The 13987-nt window shown below is 71.9% G+C and carries 11 protein-coding genes and 1 pseudogene; 4 read left to right on the top strand and 8 right to left on the bottom strand.

What is annotated here, in order from left to right; translation table 11 throughout:
- Positions 1 to 5: 5 nt before the first annotated feature.
- The 5 genes from AB0J74_RS29595 to AB0J74_RS29575 all read right to left on the bottom strand — a co-directional run bounded on the left by AB0J74_RS29595 (position 6) and on the right by AB0J74_RS29575 (position 7312).
- On the bottom strand, positions 6 to 449 hold the full coding sequence (locus AB0J74_RS29595; RefSeq protein ID WP_363453685.1) for a MerR family transcriptional regulator: 444 nt from the start codon (positions 447 to 449) through the stop codon (positions 6 to 8).
- Complete coding sequence (locus AB0J74_RS29590) at positions 446 to 2152, bottom strand: MFS transporter (protein ID WP_363453683.1); 1707 nt, start codon at positions 2150 to 2152, stop codon at positions 446 to 448. The genes AB0J74_RS29595 and AB0J74_RS29590 overlap by 4 nt, the downstream gene beginning before the upstream one ends.
- Positions 2153 to 2199: 47 nt before the next feature.
- Positions 2200 to 4368, bottom strand: coding sequence for a bifunctional polysaccharide deacetylase/glycosyltransferase family 2 protein (locus AB0J74_RS29585; protein WP_363453681.1), 2169 nt, complete (start codon positions 4366 to 4368; stop codon positions 2200 to 2202).
- Positions 4368 to 4640 (bottom strand): hypothetical protein, encoded by a 273-nt coding sequence (locus AB0J74_RS29580; protein WP_363453679.1) that lies wholly within the window; start codon positions 4638 to 4640, stop codon positions 4368 to 4370. The genes AB0J74_RS29585 and AB0J74_RS29580 overlap by 1 nt, the downstream gene beginning before the upstream one ends.
- Before the next feature lie 83 nt (positions 4641 to 4723).
- On the bottom strand, positions 4724 to 7312 hold the full coding sequence (locus tag AB0J74_RS29575) for a DUF4062 domain-containing protein (protein ID WP_363453677.1): 2589 nt from the start codon (positions 7310 to 7312) through the stop codon (positions 4724 to 4726).
- A gap of 218 nt (positions 7313 to 7530) precedes the next feature.
- Here AB0J74_RS29575 and AB0J74_RS29570 point away from each other — a divergent pair, with 218 nt between their 5' ends.
- A complete protein-coding gene (locus AB0J74_RS29570; protein ID WP_363453675.1) occupies positions 7531 to 8844 on the top strand; it encodes an MFS transporter in 1314 nt (437 codons plus the stop codon).
- Here the strand turns inward: AB0J74_RS29570 and AB0J74_RS29565 are convergent.
- From AB0J74_RS29565 to AB0J74_RS29555, 3 genes are read right to left on the bottom strand one after another with little or no spacing between them, the layout of a single operon-like run.
- Positions 8810 to 9805, bottom strand: a complete 996-nt coding sequence (locus tag AB0J74_RS29565) for an ABC transporter permease subunit (protein ID WP_363453673.1) — start codon at positions 9803 to 9805, stop codon at positions 8810 to 8812. The genes AB0J74_RS29570 and AB0J74_RS29565 overlap by 35 nt on opposite strands.
- A complete protein-coding gene (locus tag AB0J74_RS29560; RefSeq protein ID WP_363453671.1) occupies positions 9802 to 10692 on the bottom strand; it encodes an ABC transporter ATP-binding protein in 891 nt (296 codons plus the stop codon). Before AB0J74_RS29560 ends, AB0J74_RS29565 begins: the two co-directional genes overlap by 4 nt.
- Positions 10689 to 11075, bottom strand: a complete 387-nt coding sequence (locus tag AB0J74_RS29555) for a GntR family transcriptional regulator (protein WP_363453669.1) — start codon at positions 11073 to 11075, stop codon at positions 10689 to 10691. The genes AB0J74_RS29560 and AB0J74_RS29555 overlap by 4 nt, the downstream gene beginning before the upstream one ends.
- 142 nt (positions 11076 to 11217) lie before the next feature.
- On the opposite strand from AB0J74_RS29555, the gene AB0J74_RS29550 reads away from it, so the two are divergent.
- The 3 genes and pseudogenes from AB0J74_RS29550 to AB0J74_RS29540 form a co-directional block, all read left to right on the top strand.
- Positions 11218 to 11418: a DUF3046 domain-containing protein gene (locus tag AB0J74_RS29550; RefSeq protein ID WP_363453667.1), complete on the top strand. Its 201-nt coding sequence runs from the start codon at positions 11218 to 11220 to the stop codon at positions 11416 to 11418.
- A 172-nt stretch (positions 11419 to 11590) separates the two neighbouring features.
- Positions 11591 to 12640, top strand: a complete 1050-nt coding sequence (gene recA, locus AB0J74_RS29545; RefSeq protein ID WP_363453665.1) for a recombinase RecA — start codon at positions 11591 to 11593, stop codon at positions 12638 to 12640.
- Positions 12641 to 13053: 413 nt separating this feature from the next.
- Positions 13054 to 13632: pseudogene (locus AB0J74_RS29540) on the top strand (regulatory protein RecX); the annotation flags it as partial.
- Positions 13633 to 13987: the final 355 nt, after the last annotated feature.

The following is a 13987-nucleotide window of genomic DNA, read 5'->3' as shown; positions in this document are numbered from 1 at the left end:
GAAACTCAGCCGCGCAGCTCGGCCAGCTGCCGGTGCAGGTCGGCCAGTTTCGCCTTCCGCTCGGTCGCGAACTCGGCCAGGCTGCGCTGCCGGGCGTGCACCAGCTCGAGCTGGCGCTCGATGTTGTCGACGGCCGCTTCGAGGATCCGCACCCGGTCGGCGTCGTCGGTGCTGCTCGCCCACTGGTCGCGCAGGCTGGCCCGCACCTCGATGGTGTCGGCCAGCCGGGTCAGTTCCTCGAGCGAGACCCCGAGCAGGTCGCGCAGTCGAACCAGTTCGCGCAGCCGCTCGACGTCGGCGTCGCTGTAGAGCCGGTGGCTGCCCTTGAGCCGGTCACCCGCCGCGCCGAGCAGGCCGATCTCCTCGTAGTAGCGGATCGTCCGGGGGGTCACGCCCGCGGCCTCGGCGGCCTCGCCGATCCGGTAGCGCGGGTCAGCGGGCGAGGTCACGGCGCTACGGCGTCGGCAGGTTCGCGAGGCGGCACGGTCGTCTCCTCGGTGTGGTGGTATTTGCCGCCGCGCAGCAGTGACGCGACGACGGCGACCAGGCACGCCACGATGGCGAAGATAAAAGCGTAGACGAGCGCGGTGTGGAACGGCGCCGAGATCAGCTCGGGGAAGAAGGCGCGTCCGGTGATCTCCTGGGCCTGGCCGGGCGGCAGCGCGTCGAGCGTCTGCTGGCCGAGCAGGGTCTGCATCGGGTTGTAGCCGAGGAACGACGCGAACAGCGTCGCCACCGGTGGCAGGGCCGCCACGGTGGCCGCGTCGGTCGAGCTGACCCCGTGCGCGGTCAGGCCGGACTGCAGCGCGCTGGGCAGGTCGGCGGCCAGCCCGATGATCATCAGGGTGAAGAAGACACCGATCGACAGCACGCTGGCGGTGTTCTGGAAGGTGGCGAGCATGCCGGCACCGGCCCCGCGCTGGTTGGGCGGCAGGCTGTTCATCACGCCGGCCGAGTTCGGCGACGCGAACAGGCCCATGCCGATGCCGTTCAGGAGCAGGATCAGCGCGAACCAGATGTACGCGAAGTCGACCGGCAACAGGATCAGCAGCCCGAAGCTGACCGCGGCCAGCACCAGCCCACCGGTCGCGAACGGCCGGGCGCCGAACCGGTCGGACAGGTAACCGGACACCGGCCCGGCGACCAGGAAGCCGGCGATCAGCGGGAGCATGTAGATGCCGGCCCACAGCGGCGTCTCGGTGAAGTCGTAGCCGTGCCGGGGCAGCCAGATGCCCTGCAGCCAGATGATCAGGATGAACTGGAGGCCACCGCGGCCCATCGCGGCCAGCAGCGTGGCGATGTTGCCGCCGGCGAACGCCCGGATCCGGAACAGGTCGAGGTGGAACATCGGCTCGTCGACCCGCAACTCGATCAGGCAGAAGACGACCAGCACCACGACGCCGCCGATCAGGGTGCTGAGCACCAGCGGCGAGGTCCAGCCCATCGTGTGCTCGTGATAGGGCTGGATCCCGTACGTGATGCCGATCATCAGGCCGATCAGGCCGATCGCGAACGTGACGTTGCCCCACCAGTCGACCTTGGCCTTGCGGCGGATGCCACTCTCCCGGAGGCTGCGGAACGACCAGACGGTGGCCAGCACGCCGATCGGCACGGAGACGAGGAACACCAGCCGCCAGGAGATCGGCGCGAGCACGCCGCCGAGCACGAGGCCGATGAACGAACCGGCGATCGCGGCGATCGAGTTGACGCCGAGCGCGAGGCCGCGCTGGTTGGCCGGGAACGCGTCGGTGAGGATCGCGGTCGAGTTGGCGAACAGCATCGCGCCGCCGACGCCCTGGCCGACCCGCATCAGGATGATCCACAGTGCCGCGGCGGAGCCGTGCATCCAGGTGACGGTCAGCAGCACGGAGAAGAAGGTGAAGACGGCGAAGCCGAGGTTGAACATCTTCACCCGGCCGTAGATGTCGCCCAGCCGGCCGAGGCTGACCAGCAGCACCGCCATCACGACCATGAAGCCCAGGATCATCCAGAGCAGGTAGCTGGTGTTGCCGGGTGCGAGCGGGTCGATGCCGATACCGCGGAAGATGTCGGGCAACGCGATCAGCAGGATCGACGAGTTGATCGTCGCCACCAGCATGCCCAGGGTGGTGTTGGACAGCGCCACCCACTTGTAGTCCAGCTTGTGTCGCACCCGACGCCCCTTTCGGTTCCTTACGTAAACGTAAGGTAGCCCCGAAACTAGGCGGCGTCGGCGGCGACCTCCCCGCTGCGGCGCAAGTGTTGCCAACGCAACAGCCCGCCGGTCAGCGCGGTGGCGGCCGCGTGCACCAGCACGAGATACATCACCTGGCGGTAGACGAGCTGCTGGAACGGCAACGCCCAGAGTGGCCGCAGCGGCTCGCGGTCGAGCCGGAACGCCAGGATCGCGGTGAGCACCTGGATCACCAGCACGGCCAGCCAGGCGATCAGCGCTTCCTTGCGGTCGAGGAAGAAGAGCCCGTAGACGGCGAGGATGTCGAGCACCGGGGCCAGCAGCGGGAGGGCGACCGAGAACAGCGCGATGAACGGCAGGCCGCGCCGGCCGAACCGGCCCGAGGCGCCCTTCTCGACGACCGCGCGCCGGTGCCGCCACATCGCCTGCATCGTGCCGTAGCTCCACCGGTAGCGCTGCCGCCAGAGCTGGCCGAGCGTGTTGGGCGCCTCGGTGCGGGCGACCGCGCTCTCCTCGTAGACCACGCGCCAGCCGGCCCGGTGGATGGCCATCGTCAGGTCGGTGTCCTCGGCGAGGGTGGCCCGGCTGAGCCCGCCCGCCGCCAGCACCGCGGCCTTGCGGAAGCCGCCCAGCGCGCCCGGGATGGTCGGCATGCAGCGCAGGGTCTCGTAGAGGCGGCGGTCCAGGTTGAAGCCGATGACGTACTCGATGTGTTGCCAGCGACCGATGATCCGGCGCCGGTTGCCGACCTTGACGTTGCCGGCGACCGCGCCCACCCCCGGGTCGGCGAACGGCTGCACCAGCTTGTGTATCGCGTCCGGCGCGACCACGGTGTCGGCGTCGACCATCACCAGCAGGTCGTGGCTGGCCAGCGCGACGCCGGCGTTGAGCGCGGCCGCCTTGCCGCCGCCGGGCACCCGCACCACCCGCACGTTGGGCAGGTCGAGCGCCGCCACCTCGTCGGCCGTGCCGTCGTCGGACTCGTCGTCGATGACCAGCACCTCGATCACCGGATGGGTGCCGGTGGCCAGGCTGCGCACGGCCGCGGCGATCGTCCGCACCTCGTTGTAGGCCGGCACGAGCACGGTGACCGGGTCGTTCACCTCGGCACCCCACGACCAGGTCCGGGAGCGGCGCCTGCGCGCGTGCCGAAGGGCGAAACCGAAGAGCACCAGGGTACGCAGCAGCGTCAGCGCCCCGACCAGCAGCAGGAGCACCCAGAGCACCCGGTTGGTGCCGTCGGACACCTTGACCGCCCAGACCAGCAGGCCGCCCCGGATCCGGTCGGCCGTGCTGGCCCGGCCCGGCGCGAGGTCGGGCGCCGCCGTGCCGAACGCCTCCTGCACCGTCGCGAAGCGATAGCCGCGCTGCTGCATCTGCGGGATGAACCGGTCGAGCGCGGCGACCGTCTGTGCCCGGTCGCCGCCAGCGTCGTGCATCAGCACCACGGCGCCGTTGCCGTCGTCGGGCGTCGAGTTGCGCACGATCGCGTCGGCGCCGGGCCGGGCCCAGTCGCGGCTGTCGGTGTCGTCGAACACCGTGACCATGGCCTGGTCACCGGCGGCGCGGACCACCGACCAGTGTTCGTCGTCGAGCGAGTCGACCCCGCTCGAGTAGGGCAGCCGCAGCAGCGGCGTGGTGATGCCGGCGGCGTAGGCGATGGCCGACCGGGTCTGGCTCAGCTCCAGCCGTTGCCGCCACCCGGCCAGCCCCGGCAGGTCGGGGTGGGTGAACGTGTGCGCGCCGACCTCGTGACCCTCGCGGACCATCCGCTCCACGAACTCCGGGTGCCGGCTGGCCTGCGAACCGATCACGAAGAAGGTCGCCTTGACGCCGTGCTTGTGCAGCACGTCGAGCACCTGTGAGGTCCACCGCGGGTCGGGGCCGTCGTCGAAGGTGAGCACGATGGTGCGGTCCGGCACCTTGTGGCTCGCGCTCCGCCCGGCGCGCGTGTCGACCACGGGGCCGCCGTCGCGTACGGCCGCCGGCACCGTGTCCTGCCGCCCTGGCTTGTTCTGGTTGTCGGGCGCGAACCGGGAGTTGGCGTAGGCGCCGATCGCGAGCAGGTTGGCCAGCACCAGGGTGCCGATCCCGGCGAGGATCCAGCGCCGGCCGCGCAACCGCGGTTGGCTCGGCTCGGGCATGACGACGTGCTGGGTATCGCCGATCCGTTGCCCGGCGCGGTAGGTGGCCATCAGCCCACCCAGACCGCCTGGCTCAGCCAGAGCAGCGCGAGCAGGGCCAACACCACCACGAGCACGGCGTACGCCGCTCGGCGCAGGCGCCGGCCGCGGCGCCCGCTGTGGTCGACGAAGATGGCCTGGGTGGCTTCGGGCAGGCGGATGGCCCGCGTGTTCACGTCGGGTTTGTCGACCCGGCCGCGCACCGTGCCGCTCGTGGTCGGCCGGGGGCGTTCCAGGCGGATGGAGTCGGCGGTTCGCGCCCGACCCACGAATCGATACGGCATATCCGAAAGCGTATGAGCATCGCCCGACCTCTGCATGATCAACTAGGTCGGCGTCTGTAACCCGATCCAAGCCGCAAATCGGGTCAGGTCGCCAACGCCTCCGCGGTCGCGCGGTCCAGGCCGAGCGCGCCACCGTCGCGGCGGGCCTTGTCGTAGACGGCGCCGCCCAGCTTGCGGCGCAGCGCGTCGGCGGTCGGCCCGTCCTGCGGCCAGGGCAGCACCCACGCGGCGAGCCAGGTGGTCCCCGACGGCGTCCGCAGCGACTCGGCCGCGGCGGTCAGCCGCACCGCGCGTTCGGGCTCGCCCTGCCGGGCGGCGAGGTCGGCCAGCGCCGCGATGAACAGCGGCGGGCTGTTGGTGTCGCCCTTGCCGTAGGCCGAGGACAGCCCGTCGGCCAGGTAGTCGTGCGCCTCCGCCAGGTCGCCCTGGCTGATCGCGTTGAGCCCGAGGCTGTAGAGCGCGATCGAGGTGCCCAGCGCGTCGTCGGTGTGCTGTGCGGTGACCAGCGCGGCATGGAACTCGTCGGCCGCGTCGTCGTGGTTGCCCTCCAGCAGCGCGATCGAGCCCAGCCGGGTGTGGTAGATGCTGCTCTGCCAGTCGTCGCCGCTCTGTGCGCTGAGCCGGCCGGCCTCCTCGACCAGCGGGCGCGCCCTGGCGAAGTCGCGGGTCACGATCGCGAGGTGGCCGAGCGGCCCGGCGGCCCGGGCGACGCCCTCCATGTCACCGACCTCGCGCAGGATCAGCAGTGCCCGCTCCAGTCGCGGCCCGCCCCGGGCCAGGTCGCCGCTGGCCAGCGACATCGTGCCGGCGGCGAGCAGCGCGCGGCCGTACCCCCGCCGGGACAGGTAGTCGTTCATCTCGAAGATCCGGGTGAGGTAGCGCAGCGCCTCGTCGATGTGGCCGTGCAGCCACCAGAACACCCAGATCGCCTCACTGAGCCGCAGCGCCGACTCCGGGTCGTTGCGCTCGAGGAACCAGGTGATCGACGCGGTCATGTTGTCGTGTTCGACCTCCAGGCGGTCCAGCATCCCGCGCTCGGCCAGCCGGTTGAGCAACGGCTCGACGGCGACCGCCACGCCCAGGCAGTACTCGGCGTGCGCCTGGTGCGCGGCGTCCCAGTCCGGGCCGTCGCGCATCTTGTCCAGCGCGAACTCGCGGATGCTGTCGAGCATCCGGAACCGCGGCTCGGCCGTGGGTGTCGTCTCCTGCCGGACCAGGCTGCTCTGCACCAGTCCGTCGAGCGCGTCGACCACGTCGACCACGTCGCCGCCCAGGGCAGCGGCGTCGGCGACCGCCTCGGCGGCCTCGAGCGTGAAGCCGCCGGCGAACACCGCCAGCCGCAGCAACAGCGCCCGCTCGCCCGGGGAGAGCAGGTCATAGCTCCAGGCCACGGTGTCACGCAGGGTGCGCTGCCGGTCCGGCAGGTCGCGCGGACCGCCGGTGAGCAACTCCAGCGGGCGGCCCATCCGCTGCAGGATCGCGGCCGGCGGCAGGACCCGGATCTTCGCGGCGGCGAGTTCGATCGCGAGCGGCAGGCCTTCCAGCCGGCGGCAGATCCCCACCACCGCGTCCAGGTTGTCGGCGGTCAGCGTGAACTCGCCCGACGCGGCGCGGGCCCGGTCGACGAACAGCCGCACCGAGCCGTAGTGCCGGACGACGTCGAGCGTGATGTCGCGGTCCGGGATGGCCAGCGGCTCGAGCGCGAACGCGTGCTCGCCGCTGATCCGCAGCGGCGAGCGGCTGGTCACCAGCGCGGTGACGTCGGCGGCGCCGGCGAGGATGTCGGCGAGCACGGGCGCCGCGTCGGCGACGTGCTCGAAGTTGTCGACCACGAGCAACACCTGCCGGGTACGCAGAAACGCCACCACGTCGGCCAGCGGGCGCCAGGTGCTCGAGGTGCGCAGCCCCAGTGCCCGGGCGATCGCGTCGATCACCATGTCCGGCGAGTTGACCGCGGACAGTTCGACGTAGCCGATCCCGTCCGGGAACTGCGGGCGCAGCCGGTCGGCCAGGTCGGTGGCCAGCCGGGTCTTGCCGACGCCGCCCGGCCCGGTCAGTGTGACCAGCCGCACGTCCTCGTCGGTGAGCAGTTCGCTCAGCGCCGCGATCTCCAGGTCGCGGTCGAACATCTGGGTCCGGGCGACCGGCACGGCCGCCAGCGGCGCCGTCTCCGGCCCGGCGCCGCTCTCCTGGAACCGCTCGGTCAGCAGCACCGCGATGTCGTGCTCGACCAGCCGCCGCAGCTCCTGTGCGTCGCTGAAGAGCCGGAAGGAGACGTCGGCGCTGTCCTCGATGTCTTCGATCAGCTCGGTCAGCCGGGGGTCGCGCCGGGGTGCCGGCGACTTGACGTAGATCAGCCGGGGCATGTCGGCGGCCAGCCGGTATTCGTCTTCGATGCCCGAGATCGAGGCGCCCGGGGGGATCCAGCCGTAGTCTTCGCCGTACACGCCGATGAAGAGGTGACTCTGGGCGACATGGGCGCGGTAGACGTCGCGTGGTGCGTGCGGCCGGGCACCGTGCTCGAACATCACCGGTGCGAGGTGCAGCCGGAGAACGGCCTCGTTGACCGCCCTCCGCTCGGCCGCGAGCTCGTCGAGCGTGGAGCTGACGAACACGCGCAGCCGCTGATCCGGGTTGTGGATCGCGGCCGCGGGCGGGGTCGCGGTCGACACGGGGTATCACCACCTTTTCGGACAATTGCCGTCAATCAGCGTAACGCCGAGCGCGCCGATTGCGGAGGGCCGCGATCCCTGGTCCCGAGCGGACCCGGGGGTTCCCCGGGCGGTCGGGGGTGGTGCGGCTCACCCGGATTACCAGGCCGGCCGGCGGTAAGGCCGAAAGTGGCCGATCCGGCCTTACATATCGACGGACCTGCCACTAGCCTGCGGTGATGGATGTCGGGGCGGTGCAGCGGCATACGCTCCGGCTGCTGTTCGGCACGCAGATCGTCGCCGGCATCGGCACCACGATCGGCATCGCGGTCGGCGCCCTGCTGGCCGCCCGGGTCGGCGGCACGGCGGTCTCCGGTCTGGCCTCAAGCGCGGTCGTCGTCGGCGCGGCGGCACTCGCCATTCCGATCAGCAAGATCATGACGGCGTACGGGCGGCGCAGCGGTCTGGTCCTCGCCTACCTGGTCGGCGCCGCCGGCGCGGTGTTGGTCGTGGTCGCCGCCGCGGTCGGCAGCCTGCTCCTGCTGCTGCTCGGCTTCGCGGCGTTCGGCGGTGGTTCGGCGGCCAACCTACAGGCCCGCTACACGGCGATCGACCTGGCCGAGCCCTCCCGCCGGGCCCGGCAACTCGCGCTGGTCGTCTGGGCCACCACGCTCGGCGCGGTGGCCGCGCCCAACCTCACCTCGGTGGCCGACGGGGCCGGCCGGCGGCTCGGGCTGCCCACCCTGGGCGGGCCGTTCGGTGCCAGCGCGGTCGCCTTCGTGGTCGCCGGCGCGGTGCTGTTCTTCTTCCTGCGGCCCGATCCCCTGCTGACCGCCCGCGCCTTGGCGCCGGCGCCCAGCGACCCTCGCCGGCCGACCTCGCGCGACGGCTTCCGCGCGGTCTTCGGCAGCCCCGTCGCCCGCCTCGGCGTCGCCGCCGTCGCGGTCGGCCACCTGGTCATGGTCGGCGTGATGTCGATGACTCCGGTGCACATCGACATGGAGCCGGGGCACGCCGACGCCGACGTGCTGCGCATCGTCGGCCTGGTGCTGAGCGTGCACATCGTCGGCATGTACGCGTTCTCCCCGGTCGTCGGCTGGCTCGCCGACCGGCTGGGCCGTCGCGCGCTGATCCTGGTCGGCGCGGCTGTGCTGGCCGGCGCGTGCGCGGTGGCCGGCACCTCCGGCCACTCCACGGTCCGGCTGACCGCCGGGCTGTTCCTGCTCGGGCTGGGTTGGTCGGCAACCATGGTGGCCGGGTCGACGCTGCTGTCCGAGGCGGTGACGGTCGACGTGCGGGCCTCGGCGCAGGGGCTGTCCGACACGCTGATGGGCGTCGCCGGCGCGGCCGCGGGTGCCCTGAGCGGCGTCGTTGTCGAGGTGGCGGGCTATCCGGTGCTGACTGCGCTGGCCGGTACTGCGGTGGTGCCCCTGGTCGCGCTAGCGTTACGGCCGTTGCCCGCCGGGCCGGCACCTTCTTCCTCCGGCCCGGTCGGGCACGACCTGCCCGACGCGACGGTCAGGTCAGCCGCCGACGGAGCCACCAGAAGCTGACCGCGGCGAGCAGGGCGGCCAGGGCCACGAAGATGCCGGCCTCGATCCACTGCAGCGGCCAGTAGTGGCTGTCCGGGTGGTAGACCACGTCCTGGCGCAGGCCCAGCGAACCCACCCACGCGTCGCAGCCGCGCATCGGCGCGGTCGGGCCGCAGTGCGTCGGGTCGGCCGGGCCGGTGAACGGCTGGCCCGCCGAGGTCACCGTCTGGTTGCTGACCGTCCAGGCGTTGGCGACGTCGTTGGGCTTGACCAGCATCTCGCCCCGCTGGTCGATCAGCAGCGCGTCCAGGTTGCCCATGTCGAGCGCCGGTGTCTCGTGGCGCGCCGGCACGAGGTGGGCGCGCAGCCACAGGGGCATCGACGCGACGGCTACGGCGTACACCCCGAGGGTTGCCGCCATCGCCGGGACCGTCCGGCGGATCACCATGCCGCAGGTGACGCCGAGGGTGAAAGCGAAGAGCGCATAGCCGATGGGTACGACGCCCCGCGCGCCGAACACCAGCGGGGTGATCCGGTCGGCCGCGGCGCTGTCGATGCGGTGGGCCCAGGTGGTGACCGCCCAGCTCAGCAGGCCGGTGGCCAGGGCGGTGGCGCCGCCGACGATGGCCAGCTTGGTGGCCAGCCAGCGCGACCGGGTGATCGACTGGTTCCAGGCCAGACGATGGGTGCCGGCCTCGAGCTCGCGGGCGATCAACGGGGCGCCCCAGAAGACGCCGATCAGCGGCGGAGCGGCGTACATGATGGCCAGTCCGATGTTGTAGATCGTGCCGCCGGCGCTGTTGCGCACCTGGGTCAGGAAGGCGTCGATCGCGTTGCCGCAGTCGCTGCGGCAGGTGGCGACGCCCGCGTACGCGTCGGTGATGGCGTTGCCGCTGACCAGCAGCACGATCGCGAACACGGCCAGCGCGCCGGCGGTGATCGCGGCCGGGGTGCGGAACTGGCGCCAGGTGAACCAGATCATCGGGCGGTCTCCAACTCGGTCCGGTGCGGCGGCAGGGACGGCGACAGATAGGCCAGGACAAGGTCTTCGAGGGTGAGCTGCTCGACGGTCAGCGACGCGTCGGCGATCGGCACCAGGCTGCGCACGACGAAGGTGGACTGCCGCTCGGTGTGGCTGTGCTCGATCACCTCGGCGCCGGCGGGCAGGTCGGCCGGGTCGCGGCGGGCGCCGGTGAGCCGGTAGTGGCTGCCCATCAGCTCGTCGACCTCGCCGGTGACGCGCACCCGGGAGGCGGTCAGCACGATCAGGTGGTCGCAGACCCGCTCCAGGTCGGACACCAGATGCGAGGAGAGGATCACGCTGGTGCGGTGCTCGGCGGTGTAGGCCATCAGGGCGCGCAGAAACTCGCGCCGGGCGATCGGGTCGAGGCTGGCCACCGGCTCGTCGAGAACCAGCAGCTCGGGCCGCTTGGCGACGGCGAGGGTGAGGGCGAGCTGGGCGCGCTGGCCGCCGGAGAGCCGGCCGGCCTTCTGCGCGGGGTCCAGGCCGAGCTGGGCGATCCGGTCCTCGGCGAACGGCTGGTCCCAGCCCGGGTTGGTGCGCCGGCCGAAGCGCAGGTGCTCGGCGACGGTGAGGCCGGCGTAGGTGGGCGCGTCCTGCGCGACGAAGCCCACCTTGGCGAGTTGGGCCGGGCCGGCGCCGGGGCGGCCACCGAGGACCGTGATGCTGCCGGCGGTCGGTGTCAGCATGCCGACCGCCAGCTGCAGCAGCGTCGTCTTGCCGGCGCCGTTGGGGCCGACCAGCCCGACCACCCGGCCGGGCGGGACGGTCAGGGTGCAGTCGGTCAACGCCGCGCGGCGCCCGTAGTGCTTGGTCAGGCCGGTGGCCCGCAACACGGGGTCGGTCATGTCGACTCCTGTAGCTGGGTGCGGAAGGTGGTCACGAACAGCGCCTCGATGCTGTCGGCGTCGAGGCCGGCCGCCTGGGCCCGGCGCAGCCAGGCGCGCAGCTCCTCGCGCAGCGGCTCGTGCGCGCCGGTCTCGTCGTTGAGGGTGCGGGCGATGAAGGTGCCGACACCGGGGCGGGCGCTCACCAGGCCCTCGTATTCGAGCTCCCGATAGGCCTTGAGCACGGTGTTGGGGTTGATCGCCACCTTGGCGACCACGTCTTTGATGGTCGGGAGCTTGTCGCCCTCACGCAGCAACCCGAGCCGCAGCGCCTGCCGGACCTGCTGGATCAGCTGCATGTAGGGCGCCACGCCGGAGCGACCGTCCAAGTGGAACTCGATCATGCTTACCGCATTTCTCTAGTTTCATAGGACTATAGGACGCAGCGGCCCGTGCCGGTCAAGACCGGCCGCCTGGCGGTTTCCTGGGAACGGCGCGGAGGGCGTACTTTTGGGCGCGGGCGTCTGCGGCTGAGGGGTTTGAACTGTGCGGTTGACCGATTTCTGGACGCGGCTCGAGCAGGCGTTCGGGCCCGGTTATGCGGCGTCGATCGCCGCCGACCAGGTGCTGCCACAGCTCGAGGGGCGCACCATCGAGCAGGCGCTCGACGCAGGCGTGCCGACGGTCGTCGTCTGGCGGGCCGTGGTCGCGGCCTATCCCGATCGGGTGCCGGCGCGGCTGCACTGATTCGTTTTTCCGCGGCGTGTCGGCCGCCGCCTAGAACACCTGTTCGGCTATTGTCCACAGCTGGCGGTTATCCACAGGCGCGGCACGGCGGCTGTTTTCTGTCATACCCAGCGCCTAGGTTGTCCGCGTGACGAAGAGTTCAAAGATGCCGGCGAAGGCAGGGGTGGCGGCAATGGCAACAGTGCCTGATCGAGACAAGGCGCTTGACCTTGCTCTCGCACAGATCGACAAGCAGTTCGGCAAGGGCTCGGTGATGCGGCTGGGAGAGCGGCCGGTCATCCAGACAGCGGTGATCCCGACCGGGTCCATCGCGCTCGACGTGGCGCTCGGCGTCGGCGGCCTGCCGCGCGGGCGGGTCGTCGAGGTCTACGGTCCGGAGTCCTCCGGCAAGACGACCGTGGCGCTGCACGCCGTGGCCAACGCCCAGCGGGCGGGTGGCATCGCGGCGTTCATCGACGCGGAGCACGCGCTCGATCCTGACTACGCCAGGGCGCTCGGTGTCGACACCGACGCGCTGCTGGTCTCCCAGCCCGACACCGGTGAGCAGGCGCTCGAGATCGCCGACATGCTGATCCGCTCGGGCGCGATCGCCATCATCGTCATCGACTCGGTCGCGGCGCTCGTGCCCCGCGCCGAGATCGAGGGCGAGATGGGCGACAGCCACGTGGGTCTGCAGGCCCGCCTGATGAGCCAGGCGCTCCGCAAAATCACCGGTATCCTCAACAACTCCGGCACGACCGCGATCTTCATCAACCAGCTCCGCGAGAAGATCGGCGTCATGTTCGGCAGCCCGGAGACCACGACCGGTGGCCGCGCACTGAAGTTCTACGCGTCCGTGCGCCTCGACGTGCGCCGCATCGAAAGCCTCAAAGACGGCACCGACGTGGTCGGCAACCGCACCCGCGTCAAGGTCGTGAAGAACAAGGTCGCGGCGCCGTTCAAGCAGGCCGAGTTCGACATCATGTATGGCAAGGGCATCTCCCGCGAGGGCTCCCTGATCGACGTGGGCGTCGAGCAGAACATCATCCGCAAGTCCGGCGCCTGGTACACCTACGACGGCGACCAGCTCGGCCAGGGCAAGGAAAAGGCCCGCGAGTTCCTCAAGGAAAACCCCGACGTCGCCGCCGAGATCGAGAAGAAGATCCTCGAAAAGCTCGGCGTAGGCCAGGGCGGCGCCGGCGACGCGGCCGGCGGGCCAGAACTGCCGCCGGTCGACTTCTAACCGGCTGACCGGCCATGGCCGGTCGACGCAGGGGTGCCCGTTCCGGCCGAGGCTGGGACGCGGCACCACCACGTCCTTCAACACGCCCAAAGCGCCCCGGCCCGGCGCCCGACGGCGAAACCCCCACCGACCCGACCGCCGACTTCGACTGGCCAGAAGGCGCCGAACCACTCGGCGACCCCTGGGGCGGCCGAGCCGCGGTCCTCGACGACGCCGCCGCCACGCCGCGCCCGCGCGGCGGCGCCGCCGCGAGCCGCGCCTCCTTCGGCGCGGACGAGGCTGGCGTGCGGCGCGGCGCCTTCGGCGCCGACGACGCCGGGGGTGAGCCGCCCGCGCGGGGTGGTCGGTCGTCCGGCGGGCGGGGCCGGCGCGGCGGTTTCGGTTCGGCGGGTCGCGGCGCGCCCGTCGTCCCTTCGGCACCGGCCGACGAGGCCGAGCTGGCGCGGGAGATCTGCCTGCGCCAGCTCGCGGTGCGCCCGCGCACCCGCGCGGAGCTCGCGCGGGCCCTGGCCCGCCGCGGCATCTCCGAAGAGACGTCGTCGGCGGTGCTCGACCGCTACGACGAGGTCGGCATCATCGACGACGCCGCCTTCTCCCGCGCCTGGGTGGCCAGCCGCCACGCGGGCCGCGGCCTGGCCCGCCGCGCCCTGGCCAACGAACTCCGCAAACACGGCGTCGACGCCGATACCGCCGGCGAAGCCCTGGAGCAACTCGACGACTCCACCGAGGCCGAGACCGCCCGCGCCCTGGTCGACCGCAAGCTCCGCACGGCCCGCGGCGAGCCCGAGCAGATCTTCCGCCGACTGGTCGGCATGCTGGCCCGCAAGGGCTACGCCCCGGGTGTGGCGATCCGCGCGGTCAAGGACGCCCTGGCAGCCCAGAGCGCCGAGGCGGCGGAGTTCGCCGACCAGGTCGACGCCGACGCCCTCGCGGAGGCCCAATCAGCGATGGAAGCCGACGCCGACCTGACCCGCCCAGCCGACCCGGACTAACTAGCCCGCCGGGTCCGTGGGTCCCTCACTGCTGCGGCGCCGCGCCGGGTCGGCGCGTGGCGGGGCGCCGCGCCCGAGTGGTCCCACGCTGGTCGGTGTTTCGCTTGGCTTCGCACCGAGCCAGACGTCGCTCGCTGCGGTGCGGTCGGGTCCGGACGTTGCTTGCTGTGGTGCGGTCGGGTCCGGACGTTGCTTGCTGTGGTGCGGTCGGGTCCGGGCGTTGCTTGCTGTGGTGCGGTCGGGTCCGGGCGTTGCTTGCTGTGGTGCGGTCGGGTCCGGACGTTGCTTGCTGTGGTGGGGTTGGGGTCGGCGTCGTTTGCGGTGCTGCCTTGCCCGGCCCGCGTGGTTGCTGCGC

This window comes from Asanoa sp. NPDC049573 (genome assembly GCF_040676615.1).
Lineage (GTDB): Bacteria > Actinomycetota > Actinomycetes > Mycobacteriales > Micromonosporaceae > Asanoa.
The sequence above is the reverse complement of the archived record's forward strand: the minus strand, read 5'-3'. Positions and strand labels throughout refer to the sequence as shown.

Coding starts and splice junctions, on each gene's coding strand:
- AB0J74_RS29565 (WP_363453673.1), bottom strand. CDS start 9,805: ATGATCTGGTTCACCTGGCGCCAGTTCCGCACCCCGGCCGCGATCACC.
- AB0J74_RS29555 (WP_363453669.1), bottom strand. CDS start 11,075: ATGATCGAGTTCCACTTGGACGGTCGCTCCGGCGTGGCGCCCTACATG.
- AB0J74_RS29580 (WP_363453679.1), bottom strand. CDS start 4,640: ATGCCGTATCGATTCGTGGGTCGGGCGCGAACCGCCGACTCCATCCGC.
- AB0J74_RS29560 (WP_363453671.1), bottom strand. CDS start 10,692: ATGACCGACCCCGTGTTGCGGGCCACCGGCCTGACCAAGCACTACGGG.
- recA (WP_363453665.1), top strand. CDS start 11,591: ATGGCAACAGTGCCTGATCGAGACAAGGCGCTTGACCTTGCTCTCGCA.
- AB0J74_RS29585 (WP_363453681.1), bottom strand. CDS start 4,368: ATGGCCACCTACCGCGCCGGGCAACGGATCGGCGATACCCAGCACGTC.
- AB0J74_RS29570 (WP_363453675.1), top strand. CDS start 7,531: ATGGATGTCGGGGCGGTGCAGCGGCATACGCTCCGGCTGCTGTTCGGC.